This window comes from Pseudomonas sp. NFACC43 (genome assembly GCF_900119645.1).
GTDB lineage: Bacteria > Pseudomonadota > Gammaproteobacteria > Pseudomonadales > Pseudomonadaceae > Aquipseudomonas.
Map to the genome: position 1 here is coordinate 452,535 of NZ_FPKK01000002.1, position 18,160 is coordinate 470,694.

Here is an 18,160-nt window from a genome sequence, read left to right on the forward strand (position 1 = left end):
TCCTGGCGGGAGTCCGTTGGGGAGTCGGATGGTATCGCAGCCGACTCGGTCGGCCAAGTCGCCTGTAGGATAAGACAGCACTATAGACGTCGCGAATAATCCGGATCTTCATGGGTTTTTCAGGCGTTCGGCCAGGGAATTCGCCAGTTTCGCCGTCAGCCCGTACACCGACAATTGTGGGTTGGCACCGATACTGGTGGGAAACAGGGAGCCATCGTGGACCGACAGGTTGCTCAGTTGGTGATGACGACCGAGGCTGTCGGTGACGGCGGTTTTCGGGTCCTCCCCCATGGCGCAGCCGCCCATGACATGGGCGCTGCCCAGGCGCGTACGGAACAGGGCAAGGTCCAGGCCGTCGATCAGCGTCCGGGCTTCGGCCAGGGTCTTCACATAGCGGGCATCGCCGTGCATCGGCATGACCGCCCGGGCGCCGCCGGCGAACTGAATCTCGGCCATGCTGTGGAAAGCCCGGCGCAAGCCATCCCAGGTGTAGGCGGATACCGGATAGTCGAGTACTGGCGTGCCGTCGCCGCGCAATTCCACGCTGCCGCCGGGGCTGTCCGGGTGAAAACCGTCCCGTAGCAACGCCAGCATCGCGTGGGTGTAGGGCAGTTGGGCCATGTGCCGGGCATTCTCCGGGCCGTAGCCGCCCAGCAACGTGGCGGCAAGGGCGGGGTGCAGGGGTGGGACTTCGAGTTTGTAGGACATTTTGCCAATGACGCCGTCCTGCCATTGGAAGTGATCCGAGTAAATCGATTGCGGTGCTCCGTAGAACGGGTTGATGACCTCATCGAACTGGCCGGCCGACATATTCACCAGGTGCAGGAAGGTACGCTTGCCCAGGCGCTCGTGGGGGTCCGGCGCATCGGAGCGCAGCAGCAAGGCCGGGCTGTTGATCGCGCCGCCGGCCAGTACGTAGTGTCGCGCCTTGACCGTGATGCGCCGTCCGGTCGGAGCCACGCACCGCTCATCCATCGCCACGCATTGCAGATCGATGACCGTATCGTTGCGCAGGGTCAGGCGTTCGGCCCGCGCCAGGTAAAGCAGCGCGCCACCCTGGTCCAGGGCGGCCGGAATGCTGGTCACCAGCATCGACTGCTTGGCGTTGGTGGGGCAGCCCATGCCGCAATAACCCAGGTTCCAGCAGCCACGCACATTGCGCGGGATCACGTGCCAGCTGTACCCCAGCCGTTCACAGCCCTTGCGAATCACGTCGTTGTTGGCATTGGGCGGCATCAGCCACGGCGCCACGCCCAGGCGCTGCTCCATGCGTTCGAACCATGGGGCCATGTCGGCGGGACCATGCCCCTTGACGTCGTGCTCCGAGGCCCAGTGTTCCAGCGTCTGGTCCGGTGTGCGGAAGCAGGAAGTCCAGTTGATCAGTGTCGTGCCGCCCACCGCCCGGCCTTGGAGGATGGTGATGGCGCCGTCCTTGCTCATCCGTCCGAGGCCTTCCTGGTACAGGCTGGTGTAGGCCTGGTCTTCGAGCAGCTTGAAGTCGTTACTGGTCTTGAGCGGGCCTTCCTCGATCAACAGGACCTTGTAGCCCGCGGCGCTGAGGATTTCCGCGGTGGTGGCGCCCCCGGCGCCGCTGCCGATGATTGCCACGTCGGCGTCCAGGGTCAGGTCCTGGGTCAGTTCGGCACCGTTGTAGGTGGTCCAGCCACGGGCAAGGCCTTCGCGAAAAGGATCGGGTACGGGCATGTCGGGCTCTCTCTTGTTGTCATGAAACTGCGATGAAGGTCCCCGTGGCGCGGCCTGCGAGTGGCTTCAGACAGCGGGAGGGCCCGGATAGCCACAGTTCGCCCAGGCCTCGGCCCGGCTGTACCACGCCATCATCACCATTTGCAGCAACGAACAATGGCCTTGGCGCAGGAGGTCCAGCGAACTGTTTTCCCACCGCTGGAGAAAGTGTCGGATTTCATCGGCGCTGGCGTTTTCCCACTCACCCCAGACACCGGTCAGCGGCCCTCGGGTAATGCCCAGCGTAAGCACGTCGAACAGCTGACGGGCGAGCCTGAGCGTGGCCGGGGAAAGATGAGCCAGGCCGGTGTCCAGGCTTTGCAGGGTGGCGGTCGTGGCGGCCGGGAGCGCCTCGACGCTCACGGCGCCCTCCAGCATGACCGGAATCACCGCGCGCAGAAACGGCAGGTCGCTGTCGCGCAGCGCCGCCAGGCCGTTTCCTGGGTGGCCGGGTGAACACGCGCCCAGGCTGACGGTGCTCAGGAAGAGACTGGCACCGAGGCTGAATTTCAGCAGGCCGCGCCGGGACAGCGCGGGTGTATCGGTCAGGCTTGGGTTCATTGTTGTTTTTATCCGGCAAGGCGCTGTCAACGGACAAACAGCTTCTGGATCAGTTTCTGAAGCGGCTTGCCATAAGGCGGGTAGATCAGTTTTGCGGCGTTGAAGCGCTGCTTGGTCAGCACGCCCTTGGCCTTGCTGAACGTCAGGAAACCTTCGTGCCCGTGGTAATGCCCCATTCCCGAGGGGCCGATGCCACCGAATGGCAGGTCATCCTGGGCCACATGCAACAGCGTGTCGTTCAGGCAGACGCCACCGGAATGGGTTTCGTCGAGCACGCGCTTGTGTTCGGCCTTGTTGTAGCCGAAATAGTAGAGCGCCAAAGGGCGAGGGCGCTGGTTGACGTAGGCAAGTGCCTGGTCAAGCGTCTCATACGGCACGATAGGCAGCAGCGGGCCGAAGATTTCGTCCTGCATGACCGTCATGTCGTCACTGACGTTGAGCAACAGGCTATGGGGCATGCGTCGCCCCTGGCCCTGGTCGAACAGCTCGATCAGCAACCCGCCCTTGCTCGTGGCATCGCTGATGTAGCCATTGAGCCGCGCCAGTTGTCGTTCGTTGATGATTGCGGTGTAGTCCGGGTTGTCTGCCAGTGTCGGATAAAACCCGCGAACCGCTTCGCGATACGCTTCGACGAATCCGCCGACTCGATTTTGCGGGACCAGTACGTAGTCTGGCGCAACACAGGTTTGCCCGGCGTTGAGCATCTTGCCGAAAGCTATACGCTCGGCGGCGTCCTTCAGGGGCACGTCGGTGGACACGATGGCCGGTGATTTTCCGCCGAGTTCCAGGGTGACGGGGGTCAGGTTCTCCGCCGCGGCCCGCATCACGTGCCTGCCGATACTGGTGGCGCCGGTGAACAGCAGGTGGTCGAAGGGCAACCTGGAAAAGGCCACACCAACGTCGGCCTCGCCCAACACGACGCAAACCAGGTCCTCGGGAAAGATACGGGCCAGCAGCTGCTTGAGCAGCAATCCGGTGGCCGGGGTCGATTCGCTGAGCTTGAGCATTACCCGATTGCCCGCCGACAACGCCCCGACCAACGGTCCGATGGCCAGGAACAACGGATAGTTCCAAGGCACGATGACCCCGACCACGCCCAGCGGCTGGTAGACCACTTTGGCCGAAGCTGGCTGGAAAGCCATGCCTACCTTGCGCCTTGACGGTTTCATCCATCCCGGCAGGTGTCGGCTGGCGTAGTGGATGCCATGCAGGCTCGGCATCAGCTCGGCCAGTAGCGTTTCATCGGCGCTGCGGTGACTGAAATCCTGGCTGATGGCTTCGATCAAGGCTTGTCGTTCGTCGCTCAATACCTCACGCAGCGCCTTGAGCCACTGTCGGCGCTGGGCTGCCGGAGGCAACGGATGGGCGACGTAGGCCCGACGCTGTGCCTCGAAGAGCGACCGCAGCTCATCCAGGTTCTGTTGGGATTCGTGCAGATAAGCGATGTCGGCAGGCATTGGCAGGCCCTGATTATTATGGGAGTGAGTGTTTTTAGAGTTTATGCTCTAAAAAGTCAAATGACATCCGGTGCTGCGATGGGTTTGTCCCGAAGACGATAGATCGTAAGATGCCGATCAATGCCTTCGTCGAAGTAAAGCCCAAGCCATGGCCCCACGAATGAAAACCAGCGAGCGCATCGTTCAAAACAGCCTCGAGCTGTTCAACCAGCAGGGCGAGCGCAGCGTCAGCACCAACCATATCGCTGCCCACATGGACATGTCCCCGGGCAACCTGTACTACCACTTCCCCAACAAGCAGGCGATCATCGCCGTGCTGTTCAGTGAATACGAAAACCTGGTGGACAGCTTCCTGCGCCCGCCCCAGGGCCGGGCTGCCACAGTGGAAGACAAGCGTTTCTATCTGCAGGAACTGCTGTCGGCGATGTGGAGCTATCGTTTCCTGCACCGGGACCTGGAGCACCTGCTGGACAGCGATCCAGACCTCGCGGCCCGTTATCGACGTTTTTCCCAGCGCTGCCTGATCCACGGCACCGCCATCTACGAAGGCTTCGTCGCGGCCGGCATCCTGAAGATGGACCGTGTGCAGATCGAATCCCTGACCCTCAACGCCTGGATCATCCTGACGTCCTGGGTGCGATTTCTGTGCACCACGAGGGAAAATTCCAGTCATTTGAGCGAGCAGGCCATCAAGCGCGGGGTATACCAGGTGCTGGTGCTGGAGGCCGGCTTCGTGACCGACGAGGCGCGTGAGGCGGTGGATGCACTGTTCAAAGAGTATTACGTCCCGCTGGCCCAGACCCTGGAGGAAGGGCAGTAGGATTCGGACCTCGATTCAGCCATAGGAGCTTCAGCATGCCCATCGCGCAAGTCATCAGCCCTCAAGCCCTGGAGCAGAGGAGGTCGCAGCCCGGGCTGGTGATCCTCGATTGCCGCTTTGCCCTGGAAGACCCCGATTACGGCCAACGTAGTTACGCGGAGGGGCATATCGCCGGGGCTTCGTTCGCGGACCTCGAACGGGACCTGAGCGGGCCGGTGATCAAGGGTATGACCGGGCGCCATCCATTGCCGGAGCCTGAAGCCTTGATCGAGCGCTTCCGGGCCTGGGGCATCGATCATGACAGCGACATCGTGCTGTATGACGATGGCCCCGGAGCCTATGCCGCCCGGGCCTGGTGGCTGCTGGTCTGGCTGGGCAAGCGCGATGGTCTCTACATCCTCGACGGCGGGCTCAAGGCCTGGCATGCCGCCGGTCTGCCCTTGAGCCTCGATCCACCGGCAGCGGGACGCGGATCCTTCAGCGGTTCGCCGGATATGACCTTGCTGCTTGGCGCCCAAGAGCTGGAAAAACGCCTGGGCCAGCCGGAGATGACCTTGCTGGATGCCCGGGCCTTGCCGCGATTCAAGGGCGAAGTCGAGCCGATCGACCCGGTGGCCGGCCATATCCCGGGGGCTCAGTGTGCTGCGTTCACCGACAACCTGGACGCGCAGGGACGTTTCCTGCCCGCCGGTCGGCTCAAGCAGCGTTTCGCCGATCAACTGGGCGAGCGATCGCCCGCCGGGCTGGTGGCCTACTGTGGCTCCGGCGTAACGGCGTGCCACAACCTGTTCGCCTTGTGCCTGGCGGGTTATCCGTTGGGCAGGTTGTACGCCGGCTCCTGGAGCGAATGGATCAATGATCCGCAGCGAGGCGTGGCCAAGGGCGAGTGACTCGCCTGCCGCAAGATTGAAAGGGAATCGGCAGAGGGCCCGGGCCGCGACGGATCATGTCTGGCCCAGACTCGCCAGCCAATGAGGAATGCGTCGTTCCAGATAGTATCCGGGACGCCGCAAGGTTCCGTCGACGAACCCTACGTGTCCGCCCTGGGCGTGCAGTTCAAGGCGGGTGGAAGCTGACAGCTCGCCGGGCTCGGGCAGGCTGTGGGGAAATACGAAGGGATCGTCGGCGGCCTGGATCACCAGGGTTCGCGTACGAATCCCGCCCAGGAAATAGCGACTGGAAGCACGACGGTAATAATCGGAGGCGTCGGAAAAACCATGCAGTGGTGCCGTCACCCGTCCGTCGAAATCCCAGAAGGTGCGCATGTTTTCCAACGGGCCCAGCGCCGACAGGGCCGCCAGCCCCTCATGATGTCCGTCGTGCTTGAAGCGGCGTTCCTTGTTGCGCACATAGGCCACCATTTCACGCATGAAATGCGCCTGGTAAAACCTGGAGAACCCCTGGCCGATGCGGTCTGCGCACTGGTCAAGGCGAAACGGCACCGAAACCGCCACCGCTCCCAGCAACTGGCTGTCGTTGCCGGTTTCCCCCAGATGCTTGAGCAGTACGTTGCCGCCCAGGGAGTAGCCTACCGCGAAGAGGGGCGCCAGGGGACGTCGGGTTCGCAAGTGGGTGATGGCGGCGGCCAGGTCTTCGCTGACACCGGAATGATAACTGCGAGGCAGCAGGTTCGGTTCCCCCGAGCAGCCGCGCCAGTTCAGCGCGACACTGGCCCATCCCTGTTGGCCGAGAGCGTGTTGCAAGCCGGCTACGTAAGGCGAATTGGAGGAGCCGGTCAGCCCGTGAAGCACCAGCACCAAGGGTGCCTCGGCACTGTGGGGGCCATGCCAGTCCAGGTCGAGAAAATCGCCGTCCTCGAGCCAAAGGCGTTCGCGCTCGCGCTGGATGGGGACGCTCTTGCGCCATAGTGGTCCCCACAAGGTCTGCAAGTGCGGATTGCCCAGGCCCCGGGCGGGCATGAAACGTTCGGATGCGGCGGACACGATCATTCTCGATACACGGGCCAGCCGTTCAGCCAACGGCGGCTGCCATACGTTGCCACAATGCGTAAAACACCCGTCCGGACTTCTGTTCGCGATGCAAGCGCCAGTTGGCTGGTAAGCCCAGGGTTGAAGGGGCGGTCTCGCTTTCAGTGTAGACCCAGGCATCCTCGGCCAGCCATTGGCGTTCTTCGAGCAGGGCACACACGCTCGGCAGCAGGTTCTGGTTGAACGGCGGATCGAGGAATACCAGGTCGAATGGCGTGGCCGGTTGGCTCTCCAGGTAACGCAATGCATCGGCCGTCTGCACCTGGCCGACGGTGCAGCGCAGGGTGCCCAGGTGTTCCTTGAGGCTGGAGACGGCCAGGCTGCTGGCGTCCAGCGCCTGGCCCATGGCCGCGCCACGGGACAGCGCTTCGAGGAACAAGGCGCCGCTGCCGGCGAACGGATCGAGCACCCGGGCTCCCGGCACATAGGGTGCCAGCCAGTTGAACAGGGTTTCGCGTACCCGGTCCGGCGTCGGGCGCAAGCCTGGCGCGTCGGGAAAGCTCAAGCGGCGGCTGCGCCACTCGCCGCCGATGATGCGTAGCTGGTTGATCCCGTTATGAACGGGTTTCTTGCTGGAATTCGATGGGCGGGCCATTAGTGCTCCGGAACCCCGAGCGGCTGCTCGGCGGGTTTGTCAGTGGGGGCTGGCAGCGGCTTTTGCGGCACGGTCGGGCCGGCGGTGACGATGACCATTTTGTCGATGCTCAGGTGTCTGTTCAACGCGGCCTTGACCTCTTCGACCGTCAACGCCTGGGTCTGGCGCATGAAGTCCTCGAGGTAACTCAATGGCAAGTCATAGAAGCCCATGGCGCCGAGCTGACCGACGATATCCTCGTTGCTGGCGGTAGACAGCGGAAAACTGCCGGCCAGCTCGCGCTTGGCATCGTCGAGTTCTTTCTGCGTCGGGCCGTTCCTGAGGTAGTCGGCGAACACGTCCTGCACCAGTTTCAGCGTACCTTCGCTCATCTCGGCACGGGTCTGCAGGTTGATCATGAACGGACCGCGAGCCTGCATGGGAGTAAAACCGGAATACACGCCATAGGTCAGGCCGCGCTTTTCCCGGACCTCAGTCATCAACCGGGTACCGAAACCGCCGCCACCAAGGATCTGGTTGCCCAGGGACACGGCCGCGAAGTCCGGATCGTCCCGGTCGATGCCCAGTTGCGCCAGCATCAGGTTGGTTTGCTTGGACGGAAATTCGATGTGCCCGAGGCTCGCTTTCGGCTCCACTGGTGGCGGCGTTTTCGCCAGGGCCGGGCCCTTGGGCAATGCGGCGGACACCTGGTTGGCAATCGCCTCGGCCTCGGCGCGGGACAGGTCCCCCACCAGGGCGATCACCGCGTTGCCGGCTGCATAGGCCCTGGCGTGAAAGGCGCGGGCCTGGGCCAGGGTGATAGACGGAATGCTTTGGGCGGTGCCATCGCTGGAATGGGCATATGGATGATCGCCATAGAGTCGTTTCATCAGTTCCAGGCCCGCCAGTTTGCCCGGATTCTGTTTCTGATACTCGAAGCCAGCCAGCAGTTGGTTCTTGATGCGTTCGAAAGAGTCGGCGGGGAAGGTCGGTTTGCCGACGACTTCGGCGAACAGCTTCAGCGCCGGCTCTCGCTTGTCCAGCGCACTGAGACTGCGCAGCGACACCAGGGCCATGTCCCGGTGGGCGCCATTGCCGAAGTCCGCGCCCAGGCTTTCGAAGCCTTGGGCAATGGCACTGACATCCTTGCCGGCCACGCCTTCGTTGAGCATGGCGTTGGTCAGCGTCGCCAGGCCAGGCGCATCGCCATCCTGGCTGCTGCCGGCAGCGAACGTCACGCGCAGGTCGAACATCGGCAATTCCCGGGCTTCGACGAACAATACCTTGGCGCCGTCGGCGGTTTTCCAGGTCTGTACGTCAAGCTGACGGCGGCTGGGTGCCTTGTCATCGAGTTCGGACAGCGATTGCAGTTTGTTACCGGACCTGGCCTTGTCCAATGCCTGGCTGGCGTCCGTACTGCTCGATGGTGACAGATAAAAGGCCAGGGCGCCGACCAGGGCGATCGACACCAGGCCGATCAGCAGCAGGCGGGATGGTTTGCGCTCACTCATGAGCTTTCTCCTCGGGCAGGACGTGCGCGACGCTCAGGCGCGAGCGGGTGAAATACAGCTGGGCTGCCTTCTGGATATCTTGCGGGGTCACGCTTTGCAGTTCGGCAAGTTCGGTGTCCATCAGCTTCCAGGATAGGCCGACGGTTTCCAGCTGGCCGATGGCGGTCGCCTGGCTGGTGATCGAGTCGCGCTCATACACCAGGCCGGCGATGACCTGGGCACGGACGCGCTCCAGTTCGTCGGCGGTCGGCGCGGTGGTTTTCAGTTGTTCAAGCAAGCGCCACAGACCCGCTTCGGCCTGGGCCAGGGTCTTGTTCTTCTGGGTATTGGGTGTGGCCGACAGGGTGAACAGCGTGTCGCCCCGGGTGTAGGCGTCGTAGCTCGACGAGCCTCCGGACACCAGCTCCTCGCCGCGCTCCAGTTGGGTCGGGATCCGACCGCTGTAGCCGCCGTCCAACAGGGCCGAGATCAGACGCAACGCATTGACCGAACGTTTGTCCGTCGCGGTGGCGATGCTGGGCACATTGAAGGCCATCATCACGCTGGGCAGTTGGGTCTGCACATGCAGGGTGATCTGGCGCTCGCCGGGTTCGCCCAGCTCCAGGGGGATTTTCGCCACAGGGACGTCGCGTCGTGCAATCGGGCCGAAATAACGCTGGGCCAGTGACTTGACCTCATCCGGTGTCACGTCGCCGACCACCACCAGGGTCGCGTTGTTCGGGGCGTACCAGGATTGGTACCAGTGTCGCAGTTCCTCGACCTTCATCCGGTCCAGATCGGCCATCCAGCCGATGGTCGGCGTGTGGTAGCCGCTGGCCGGGTAAGCCATGGCCTTGAAGCGCTCATAAGCCTTGGACATCGGCTTGTCGTCGGTGCGCATGCGACGTTCTTCCTTGATGACCTCGATCTCGCGGCTGAACTCCTCCGGTGGCAGGCGCAGGCTGGCCATGCGGTCGGCTTCCAGCTCGAAGGCCACGCCCAGGCGGTCCCGGGCCAACACCTGGTAGTACGCGGTGAAGTCGTCGCTGGTGAAGGCGTTCTCTTCGGCGCCCAGGTCCCGCAGGATCAGGGAGGCTTCGCCCGGGCCGACTTTTTCGCTGCCTTTGAACATCATGTGTTCCAGGGCATGGGACAGGCCGGTCTGGCCCGGTGTCTCGTAACTGGAGCCGACCTTGTACCAGACCTGGGACACCACCACCGGAGCCCGGTGATCTTCGCGCACCACGACCTTGAGGCCGTTGTCGAGCATGAATTCATGAGTGGGTTGTGGATCGGCAGCCAAGGCTGAAAAGGGCAGGCAGACTGCGCTGAGCAGCAGGCCTGCGGCGCGGCGGGCGAGAGCATTCATTCGTGTTTAAACCTGTTGGGTTGCCCGCCATGTCTTAGCGTCGGCGGGCGAGAGGGTGCTAGGATACTGGTCCGTTTTACTGGCGGCCACGCCTATCGGGCCTTTTGTCGGGTGGACGTACCGGCGAAGTGTCGGGTTTGATCGTTGATCGCGGCGTTTTCGCCGACGATGCCTTGCCAGTCCTTCGAAAAAATCAAGGTCGAGGTGTTCCGGGAACACTTGGACAAAATGTTGCGCGTGAACAAGCTGGATGAAACACAGTCTGTTCAGCATCGAATATTTATCACCGAGGCGCCCTCGTGGCGCGTCGCTACCGTGAGATAGCCGTCCTCCATGTTTGGTTCCAACGACGACAAGAAGACCCCAGCTGCGGCTGGCGAGAAAAAAGGCCTGTTCGGATGGCTGCGCAAGAAGCCGCAGGAAACCGTCGTCGAACAGCCACAACCCGAGCCTGCCGCCGAAGCCGTGGCCGAGGAAGCCGCGCCCATTGTTCTGCCATTGGCCGAGCCGGTACTGCAACCGGTCGAGCCTGAGCTCGTCGCCGAGCCGGTGGCCGAGCAGCCACTGGCGCCACCTGCCGGACAAACACCCTGGTTGACCTTGCCGGTGGCCGAAGAGCCGGTAGGGCTGGTGGAGGATGTACAGGCTCCGCACGTCACGCCGCCGATCCCCGCGCCAGTCGCCGCGACCCCGGTCGTGGCACCGGTTCCCGAAGTTGCCGAGGTTGCGGTAGTCGCCCCAGCGCCCGCTGTCGCCCAGCCTGTTCCTGAGCCGGTACCCGCTCCGGCTGAAGCGCCGGTTCTCGTCGAGCCGGCACCCGTCACCGAGCAGAGCAAGGTCGGCTTTTTCGCCCGCCTCAAGCAAGGCCTGTCCAAGACCAGCGCCAGTATCGGCGAAGGCATGGCCAGCCTGTTCCTGGGCAAGAAGGTCATCGATGACGATTTGCTGGACGATATCGAGACCCGCCTGTTGACCGCCGACGTGGGCGTCGAGGCGACGTCGGTGATCATCCAGAGCCTGACCCAGAAGGTCGCCCGCAAGCAGTTGACCGATGCCGACGCGTTGTACAAGTCCTTGCAAGGCGAGCTGGCCAACCTGCTCAAACCGGTGGAACAGCCGCTGGTGATCGCTTCGCAGAACAAGCCGTTCGTGATCCTGGTGGTGGGCGTCAACGGCGCCGGCAAGACCACCACCATCGGCAAGCTGGCCAAGAAGCTGCAGCTGGAGGGCAAGAAGGTGATGCTCGCCGCCGGCGATACCTTCCGCGCCGCTGCGGTCGAACAGCTGCAGGTCTGGGGCGAACGCAACAGGATCCCGGTGATTGCCCAGCACACCGGTGCCGATTCCGCTTCGGTGATCTTCGATGCCGTGCAGGCCGCCAAGGCCCGTGGCATCGATGTACTGATCGCCGACACCGCCGGTCGCCTGCACACCAAAGACAATCTGATGGAAGAATTGAAGAAGGTTCGTCGGGTGATCGGCAAGCTCGATGCCGACGCGCCCCATGAAGTGCTGCTGGTACTGGACGCCGGTACTGGCCAGAACGCAATCAGCCAGGCCAGGCAGTTCAACCAGACCGTCGAGCTGACCGGGCTGGCGCTGACCAAGCTGGACGGCACCGCCAAGGGCGGGGTGATCTTTGCCCTGGCCAAGCAGTTCGGCTTGCCCATCCGCTACATCGGTGTGGGTGAAGGCATCGATGACTTGCGCACCTTTGAAGCCGAGCCCTTTGTCCAGGCGCTGTTTGCCGAGCGGGAGCATTCATGATTCGTTTCGAACAGGTCGGTAAACGCTATCCGAACGGTCACGTCGGCCTGCATGAGCTGAGCTTTCGGGTACGTCGAGGCGAGTTTCTGTTTGTCACCGGCCATTCCGGCGCCGGTAAAAGTACCCTGCTGCGCCTGTTGCTGGCGATGGAGCGGCCCACCAGCGGCAAGCTGTTGCTGGCCGGCCAGGACCTGAGCACCATCAGCAATGCCCAGATTCCGTTCCTGCGGCGGCAGATCGGCGTGGTATTCCAGAACCACCAGTTGCTGTTCGATCGCACTGTATTCAACAACGTTGCGTTGCCGTTGCAGATCCTGGGCCTGTCCAAGGCCGAAATCAGCAAGCGCGTGGATTCGGCCCTGGAGCGCGTGGCCCTGTCGGACAAGGCCGAGTTGTATCCCGGCGACCTGTCCACCGGCCAGCAACAGCGCGTCGGCATTGCCCGCGCCATCGTTCACCGTCCGGCGTTGCTGCTGGCGGACGAACCCACCGGTAACCTCGACCCGCGACTGGCGGCGGAAATCATGGGCGTATTCGAAGATATCAACCGTTTGGGCACCAGTGTGCTGATTGCCAGTCACGACCTGGCTCTGATTGCGCGCATGCGTCACCGCATGCTCACCTTGCAGCGTGGCCGCCTGATCGGTGACGGGGAGGCTGGCGTATGAGTGCGACCCGCAGCCCCAAAGTGGCCGAGCGCGTGGCACCAAAAGCCTCCGAGCCTGCGCCGCAAAAGAAAAAACACGATGACGACGGTCCGGATTTCGCCACGCTGCTGCATGCCTGGATCGAGAGTCACCGCGCCAGCCTGCTCGACAGCCTGCGGCGCCTGGGCAAGCAGCCAATCGGTAGTTTCTTTACCTGCATGGTCATGGCCGTCGCCCTGAGCTTGCCCATGGGCCTGTCGTTATTGCTGAGCAACGTGGAGCGTCTCGGAGGCTCCTGGCAGCGCGCGGCGCAGATTTCCCTCTACCTTCAACTGGAGGCGACGCCGGCCGAGGGCGAGGCATTGCGCGAACAGATCAAGGTCATGCCGGGGGTCGCCGATGCCGAGTACATCGGTCGCGAACAGGCACTGGAAGAGTTCCAGCAGCAGTCCGGCCTGGGCGAAGCCCTCAGGGAACTGCCGGAAAACCCGTTACCGGGTGTGGTGCTGGTGACGCCGAAAGAGGTCGATAAACCGACCCTTGAAGCATTAAGACAAAGACTTTCCGAATTGCCGAAGGTACAACAGGCGCAACTTGATCTAGTCTGGGTCGAGCGTCTTGCGGCGATACTCAAGCTCGGCGACCGGTTTGTCTTCGGCCTGACGGTGCTTCTGGTTTCTGCATTACTTTTGGTGATAGGCAATACCATTCGTCTTCATATTGAAAACCGCCGCACCGAGATAGAAGTGATTAAACTCGTCGGCGGTACGGACAGTTATGTACGCAGGCCCTTCCTGTACATGGGCGCGCTATATGGCTTCGGTGCCGGGATTCTGTCCTGGGGAGTATTGGCGTTCGGCCTGGACTGGCTGAACGATGCGGTAGTGGGACTGGCCGGTTTGTACGGCAGTGATTTCGCGCTGGCCGGAGTGCCAGTCGCCGACGGTCTGTCGCTCTTGCTTGGCGCGGTGCTGTTGGGTTATATCGGTGCATGGATTGCGGTCGCACGCCACTTGCGTGAGCTTGCGCCAAAATAGTGTTTTTTGCGCGTATTGACCTTTCAGTTTTTGTGGGAACTTGTCCTACGGTTCCCGGTCAATTTTCGCAGTGCTGAACTGCACGAGTTATGTGAGTCGGAGGTTTTTTCGTATGACCACTTCTTTGCAACCTGCTTATGCTCTGGTCCCGGGTGCGAACCTGGAGGCCTATGTGCACACGGTGAACAGCATTCCGTTGCTGACGCCCGAGCAGGAGCGTGAACTGGCCGAGAGTCTCTACTATGAGCAGGATCTTGAGGCGGCTCGGCAAATGGTGCTCGCCCACCTGCGTTTTGTCGTACATATCGCCCGCAGCTATTCCGGCTACGGGCTGGCCCAGGCGGATCTGATCCAGGAAGGCAACGTCGGCCTGATGAAAGCGGTCAAGCGCTTCAACCCTGAGATGGGCGTGCGCCTGGTGTCGTTCGCGGTTCACTGGATCAAGGCGGAAATCCACGAGTTCATCCTGCGCAACTGGCGCATCGTGAAAGTGGCGACCACCAAGGCCCAGCGCAAGCTGTTCTTCAACTTGCGCAGCCAGAAGAAACGCCTGGCCTGGCTGAACAACGAGGAGGTCCATCGCGTCGCCGAGAGCCTGGGTGTCGAGCCCAGGGAAGTGCGCGAGATGGAAAGCCGGCTGACCGGACAGGACATGGCCTTCGACCCGGCTGCCGAAGCGGACGACGACAGTGCCTTCCAGTCGCCGGCCAACTATCTGGAAGACCACCGGTATGACCCGGCGCGTCAACTGGAAGACGCCGACTGGAGCGACAACTCCAACACCAACCTGCACGAAGCCCTGGAAGTGCTGGACGAGCGCAGCCGTGACATCCTCTACCAGCGTTGGCTGGCCGAGGAAAAAGCCACGCTGCACGACCTGGCGCAGAAGTACAACGTGTCGGCCGAGCGGATCCGCCAGCTCGAGAAGAGCGCGATGAACAAGCTCAAGGTGTCGATCGCGGCTTGATCTGCAGCTGCGGCCAAAAAAACGCCCCGATCAGTGATGATCGGGGCGTTTTTGTTCGGGGCGATAATTTGAATTCACTGCTGATCCTGTGGGAGCGAGCTTGCTCGCGATGAGGCCATTGCATTCAACATCGGTGTAGGCTGTCGAACCGTCATCGCGAGCAAGCTCGCCCCCCCACAGGGACAGTGCGTGGGTTACTGCGCCCAAGGCGCTCGCCGCGAATCATTGAGCCCCAACAAATAACTGTCACCTCCCAACTGGTTCATCTGCTGGCGAATCCAGCTCGCTCGCCGCAACACATAGGGGCTCGGTCGGCTGGCGCTCCATGCCCTCGGATTGGGCAGTACCGCCGCCAGCAGGCTGGCCTGTTGCCGGGACAAGGATTGCGCGCCAGTGCGGAAGTGATGCCGCGCCGCCGCTTCGGCCCCGAACACACCGTCATCCCACTCGACACTGTTGAGGTACACCTCGAGGATCCGCTGTTTGGGCCAGAACACCTCGATCAATGCCGTGAACCAGGCTTCGAGCCCTTTGCGCAGCCAACTGCGGCCCGACCACAGGAACAGGTTCTTGGATACTTGCTGGGAGAGGGTGCTGGCGCCGCGAATCGAGCCGCCGCGTCCATTATGAGCAAACGCTGCCTGGATCGCGCTGATGTCGAAACCCCAATGCTCCGGGAATTTCTGGTCTTCGCCGGCGATGACCGCCAGCTTGAGGCTGTCGGAGATCCGGTCCCAAGGCTGCCAGGTGCGTTGCAGGTCGATCGGTTCGCCGCCAAACCAGGATTCGATCTTGCGCTCGATCATCAGCGCCGTGAACGGTGGAGGCACTACCCGAAACAGCAGCACCAGAACGACGCTGCCGATGGCGAACCAGAGCAGGGCTTTAAGGAATCGTCGAAAGAATGAACGCAGCATAGGGATGGCTTGGCCGAACCGGTCGAGCGGGCCATTATACAGACCCTGCCCACCGAGTCTGACTGGAGTTCTCATGCTGCGTAGCTTTCTGATGCTGGCCGCCTTTTTCGGCTTCACCGGCGTGGCGCTGGGGGCGTTTGCCGCCCACGGCCTGAAGAATCGCCTGAGCGCCGATTACCTGGCGATTTTCCACACCGGTGTCACCTACCAATTGGTGCACACCCTTGCATTGCTGGGCGTTGCGTTGCTGGCCACGCATATTCCCGGTCGCGTCGTGACCTGGGCTGGCGTGTCATTCGTGGTCGGTATCCTGCTGTTCTCCGGCAGTCTGTATCTGCTGACCCTCACCGGCATCAGCAAGCTGGGCATCATCACGCCGTTCGGCGGCGTGGCGTTCCTGATCGGCTGGCTGTGTCTGGGGCTGGCCGCCTGGCGGCTGGGCTGACCGCCCGGTCCATTTCATGACGAATGGCTTGGGTCGCCCAGACTGATCGGGCTAGAATGCCAGCCCCTAAAAATGATGACGGCATCCGGCATGCGCATTCAGTTGAACGGCGAACCCTTTGAATTGCCCGACGGTGAAACCGTTGCGGCCCTGCTGACCCGCCTGGATCTTGCCGGGCGTCGCGTCGCGGTGGAACTCAACCTGGATATCGTCCCGCGCAGCCAGCATGCCGACACGACCCTCAACGAGGGTGACCAGGTCGAAGTCGTCCACGCCATCGGCGGCGGCTAGCACCAGGCAGCGTGCAAATCCGTTCGCGGCGTTTCACGGCGTCTGGTCAGTCAAATTTCGCAAGAACCTCACCCCAACAGAGGATTTCCCATGAGCATCGTTCGTAGCGACAAGCCCTTCGTCCTGGCCGGTCGTACCTACCAGTCGCGCTTGCTGGTAGGCACCGGCAAATACCGCGACATGGAAGAGACCCGCCTGGCCATCGAAGCATCGGGCGCCGAAATCGTCACCGTCGCCGTGCGCCGGACCAACATCGGCCAGAACCCGGGCGAACCGAACCTGCTGGATATCCTGCCGCCGGACCGCTACACCATCCTGCCCAACACCGCCGGCTGCTTCGACGCCGTCGAGGCCGTGCGCACCTGCCGCCTGGCCCGTGAGCTGCTCGACGGGCACAACCTGGTCAAGCTGGAAGTGCTGGCCGACCAGAAAACCCTGTTCCCCAACGTGATCGAGACCCTCAAGGCCGCCGAAACCCTGGTCAAGGAAGGTTTCGACGTGATGGTGTACACCAGCGATGACCCGATCATTGCTCGTCAACTGGCGGAAATCGGCTGCATCGCGGTCATGCCGCTGGCTGGCCTGATCGGTACGGGGCTGGGCATCTGCAACCCATACAACCTGCAGATCATCCTCGAAGAAGCCAGGATCCCGGTGCTGGTGGATGCCGGTGTCGGTACCGCTTCGGATGCCACTATCGCCATGGAACTGGGTTGCGAAGCGGTGCTGATGAACTCCGCCATCGCCCATGCCCAGCAGCCGGTCCTGATGGCCGAAGCCATGAAGCACGCCATCGTTGCCGGTCGCCTGGCTTACCTGGCCGGCCGCATGCCGAAGAAACTTTACGCCAGCGCCTCCTCGCCGCTGGATGGTCTGATCAAGTAAGAGCCATTGATGACTGAATCGAACGACACGCCTGTCCTGCCGGAAGAAGGCGAAGAACGCCAACACCGCCGTATCAAGAGTTTCGTGATGCGCGCCGGGCGCATGACCGAAGGCCAGCAACGCGGCCTGGAACAGGGCGCCCCTCTGTTCGTCCTGCCCCTGGCCGATGCGCCGGTGGATTTTGACCAGGTGTTCGGCCGCTCGGCCCCGCGCTCGCTGGAGATCGGTTTCGGCATGGGCCATTCGCTGCTGGAAATGGCCGCTGCCGCGCCGGAACAGGATTTCATCGGCGTGGAAGTGCACCGTCCCGGTGTCGGTGCGCTGCTCAATGGCGTGCTGACCCAAGGGCTGACCAACCTGCGGGTCTATGATTGCGACGCCATCGAGGTGCTGAACCGCTGCGTGGCCGACAACAGCCTCGACCGGCTGATGCTGTTCTTCCCCGACCCCTGGCACAAAAGCCGCCATCACAAGCGCCGCATCGTCCAGGCGTCGTTCGCCGAGCTGGTGCGCAGCAAGTTGAAGGTTGGCGGTGTGCTGCACATGGCCACCGACTGGGAACCCTACGCCGAGTACATGCTGGAGGTGATGAACGTCGCCCCGGGTTACCGTAACCTGGCCGAAGACGGTCGCTATGTGCCGCGCCCGGCCGAACGACCGATCACCAAGTTCGAACGCCGTGGCGAACGGCTGGGGCATGGGGTCTGGGACTTGAAGTTCGAGAAGGTGGCGTAAGACGAAGTCCTGCTGAAATGGGATCCCCTGTGGGAGCGAGCTTGCTCGCGATGAGGGCATGACATCCAACGTCAATGTTGACTGTCATACCGCCATCGCCAGCAAGCTCGCTCCCACATTTGTTTTGTGCAGGCCGAAATCAGCGCCGATCCGCGACTACGCCTATCAACACCAGTACCACCAGTAGAACCGGCGCCAGGCTGTAGTTGTTGAACTGGCTCAATCCCTTGACGATCCATGGAGTGGCATAGATCAGGGCCGCACCGCTGCCGATCATGCACAGCAGGGCGATCAGCGGGACGCGCAAGGCGCCGGCGATGCTGCCCAGGCGCTGTTCGACCCAACCCTTGATGTCCGCGCCAAACAGCACCAGCAGGCAGCCTACCAGCGCCAGGGAGATCTCCGAGAGATTGCTGCGGCTCCAGCGGGACACGGTGGCAAGCAGGTCGAGTACCAGATCCATTCGA

General features: G+C 62.5%; 19 protein-coding genes. 10 read left to right on the top strand and 9 right to left on the bottom strand.

What is annotated here, in order from left to right; all coding sequences use genetic code 11:
- Window positions 1-108 precede the first annotated feature (108 nt).
- From BT179_RS05980 to BT179_RS05990, 3 genes are all read right to left on the bottom strand, one after another.
- Entirely contained in the window at window positions 109-1,704 is a 1,596-nt protein-coding gene (locus BT179_RS05980; protein WP_072430905.1) for a GMC family oxidoreductase, read from the bottom strand.
- Window positions 1,705-1,770: 66 nt separating this feature from the next.
- Window positions 1,771-2,304, bottom strand: coding sequence for a twin-arginine translocation pathway signal protein (locus BT179_RS05985; RefSeq protein WP_072430904.1), 534 nt, complete (start codon window positions 2,302-2,304; stop codon window positions 1,771-1,773).
- Between the two features lie 26 nt (window positions 2,305-2,330).
- Window positions 2,331-3,761: a coniferyl aldehyde dehydrogenase gene (locus tag BT179_RS05990; protein WP_072430903.1), complete on the bottom strand. Its 1,431-nt coding sequence runs from the start codon at window positions 3,759-3,761 to the stop codon at window positions 2,331-2,333.
- Between the two features lie 148 nt (window positions 3,762-3,909).
- Between BT179_RS05990 and BT179_RS05995 the strand changes: the two genes are divergently transcribed.
- Complete coding sequence (locus BT179_RS05995) at window positions 3,910-4,581, top strand: TetR/AcrR family transcriptional regulator (RefSeq protein WP_072390284.1); 672 nt, start codon at window positions 3,910-3,912, stop codon at window positions 4,579-4,581.
- 35 nt (window positions 4,582-4,616) lie between these two features.
- Window positions 4,617-5,471: a sulfurtransferase gene (locus tag BT179_RS06000; protein ID WP_072430902.1), complete on the top strand. Its 855-nt coding sequence runs from the start codon at window positions 4,617-4,619 to the stop codon at window positions 5,469-5,471.
- A gap of 54 nt (window positions 5,472-5,525) precedes the next feature.
- On the opposite strand, the gene BT179_RS06005 is transcribed toward BT179_RS06000, so the two are convergent.
- From BT179_RS06005 to BT179_RS06020, 4 genes are read right to left on the bottom strand one after another with little or no spacing between them, the layout of a single operon-like run.
- On the bottom strand, window positions 5,526-6,530 hold the full coding sequence (locus BT179_RS06005; protein ID WP_371128580.1) for a hydrolase: 1,005 nt from the start codon (window positions 6,528-6,530) through the stop codon (window positions 5,526-5,528).
- A gap of 22 nt (window positions 6,531-6,552) precedes the next feature.
- Window positions 6,553-7,164, bottom strand: a complete 612-nt coding sequence (rsmD, locus tag BT179_RS06010; protein WP_072390280.1) for a 16S rRNA (guanine(966)-N(2))-methyltransferase RsmD — start codon at window positions 7,162-7,164, stop codon at window positions 6,553-6,555.
- Window positions 7,164-8,654: a M16 family metallopeptidase gene (locus tag BT179_RS06015; RefSeq protein ID WP_072430901.1), complete on the bottom strand. Its 1,491-nt coding sequence runs from the start codon at window positions 8,652-8,654 to the stop codon at window positions 7,164-7,166. The genes rsmD and BT179_RS06015 overlap by 1 nt, the downstream gene beginning before the upstream one ends.
- The gene (locus BT179_RS06020; protein WP_072430900.1) at window positions 8,647-10,002 is read right to left on the bottom strand and encodes a M16 family metallopeptidase; all 1,356 of its coding nucleotides are present in this window, start codon (window positions 10,000-10,002) and stop codon (window positions 8,647-8,649) included. The genes BT179_RS06015 and BT179_RS06020 overlap by 8 nt, the downstream gene beginning before the upstream one ends.
- Window positions 10,003-10,335: 333 nt before the next feature.
- Here BT179_RS06020 and ftsY point away from each other — a divergent pair, with 333 nt between their 5' ends.
- From ftsY to rpoH, 4 genes are all read left to right on the top strand, one after another.
- Window positions 10,336-11,769, top strand: coding sequence for a signal recognition particle-docking protein FtsY (ftsY, locus tag BT179_RS06025; RefSeq protein ID WP_072430899.1), 1,434 nt, complete (start codon window positions 10,336-10,338; stop codon window positions 11,767-11,769).
- Window positions 11,766-12,437: a cell division ATP-binding protein FtsE gene (ftsE, locus tag BT179_RS06030; protein WP_053148274.1), complete on the top strand. Its 672-nt coding sequence runs from the start codon at window positions 11,766-11,768 to the stop codon at window positions 12,435-12,437. The genes ftsY and ftsE overlap by 4 nt, the downstream gene beginning before the upstream one ends.
- On the top strand, window positions 12,434-13,453 hold the full coding sequence (gene ftsX, locus BT179_RS06035; protein ID WP_072390257.1) for a permease-like cell division protein FtsX: 1,020 nt from the start codon (window positions 12,434-12,436) through the stop codon (window positions 13,451-13,453). Before ftsE ends, ftsX begins: the two co-directional genes overlap by 4 nt.
- A gap of 112 nt (window positions 13,454-13,565) precedes the next feature.
- Window positions 13,566-14,420 carry an RNA polymerase sigma factor RpoH gene (rpoH, locus tag BT179_RS06040; RefSeq protein WP_072390254.1) on the top strand — a complete coding sequence of 285 codons (855 nt, stop codon included), beginning with the start codon at window positions 13,566-13,568 and terminating at the stop codon, window positions 14,418-14,420.
- Window positions 14,421-14,614: 194 nt separating this feature from the next.
- On the opposite strand, the gene mtgA is transcribed toward rpoH, so the two are convergent.
- The gene (gene mtgA, locus BT179_RS06045; protein WP_072390251.1) at window positions 14,615-15,337 is read right to left on the bottom strand and encodes a monofunctional biosynthetic peptidoglycan transglycosylase; all 723 of its coding nucleotides are present in this window, start codon (window positions 15,335-15,337) and stop codon (window positions 14,615-14,617) included.
- Window positions 15,338-15,410: 73 nt separating this feature from the next.
- Here mtgA and BT179_RS06050 point away from each other — a divergent pair, with 73 nt between their 5' ends.
- From BT179_RS06050 to trmB, 4 genes are all read left to right on the top strand, one after another.
- Complete coding sequence (locus tag BT179_RS06050) at window positions 15,411-15,782, top strand: DUF423 domain-containing protein (protein ID WP_072390248.1); 372 nt, start codon at window positions 15,411-15,413, stop codon at window positions 15,780-15,782.
- A 90-nt stretch (window positions 15,783-15,872) separates the two neighbouring features.
- A complete protein-coding gene (gene thiS / locus BT179_RS06055; RefSeq protein WP_072390871.1) occupies window positions 15,873-16,073 on the top strand; it encodes a sulfur carrier protein ThiS in 201 nt (66 codons plus the stop codon).
- Window positions 16,074-16,163: 90 nt separating this feature from the next.
- Window positions 16,164-16,958, top strand: coding sequence for a thiazole synthase (locus BT179_RS06060; RefSeq protein ID WP_053148263.1), 795 nt, complete (start codon window positions 16,164-16,166; stop codon window positions 16,956-16,958).
- A gap of 9 nt (window positions 16,959-16,967) precedes the next feature.
- Window positions 16,968-17,693, top strand: a complete 726-nt coding sequence (gene trmB / locus BT179_RS06065; RefSeq protein WP_072390243.1) for a tRNA (guanosine(46)-N7)-methyltransferase TrmB — start codon at window positions 16,968-16,970, stop codon at window positions 17,691-17,693.
- Between the two features lie 139 nt (window positions 17,694-17,832).
- On the opposite strand, the gene BT179_RS06070 is transcribed toward trmB, so the two are convergent.
- The gene (locus tag BT179_RS06070) at window positions 17,833-18,156 is read right to left on the bottom strand and encodes a DUF3392 domain-containing protein (protein ID WP_072390240.1); all 324 of its coding nucleotides are present in this window, start codon (window positions 18,154-18,156) and stop codon (window positions 17,833-17,835) included.
- Between the last annotated feature and the right edge of the window lie 4 nt (window positions 18,157-18,160).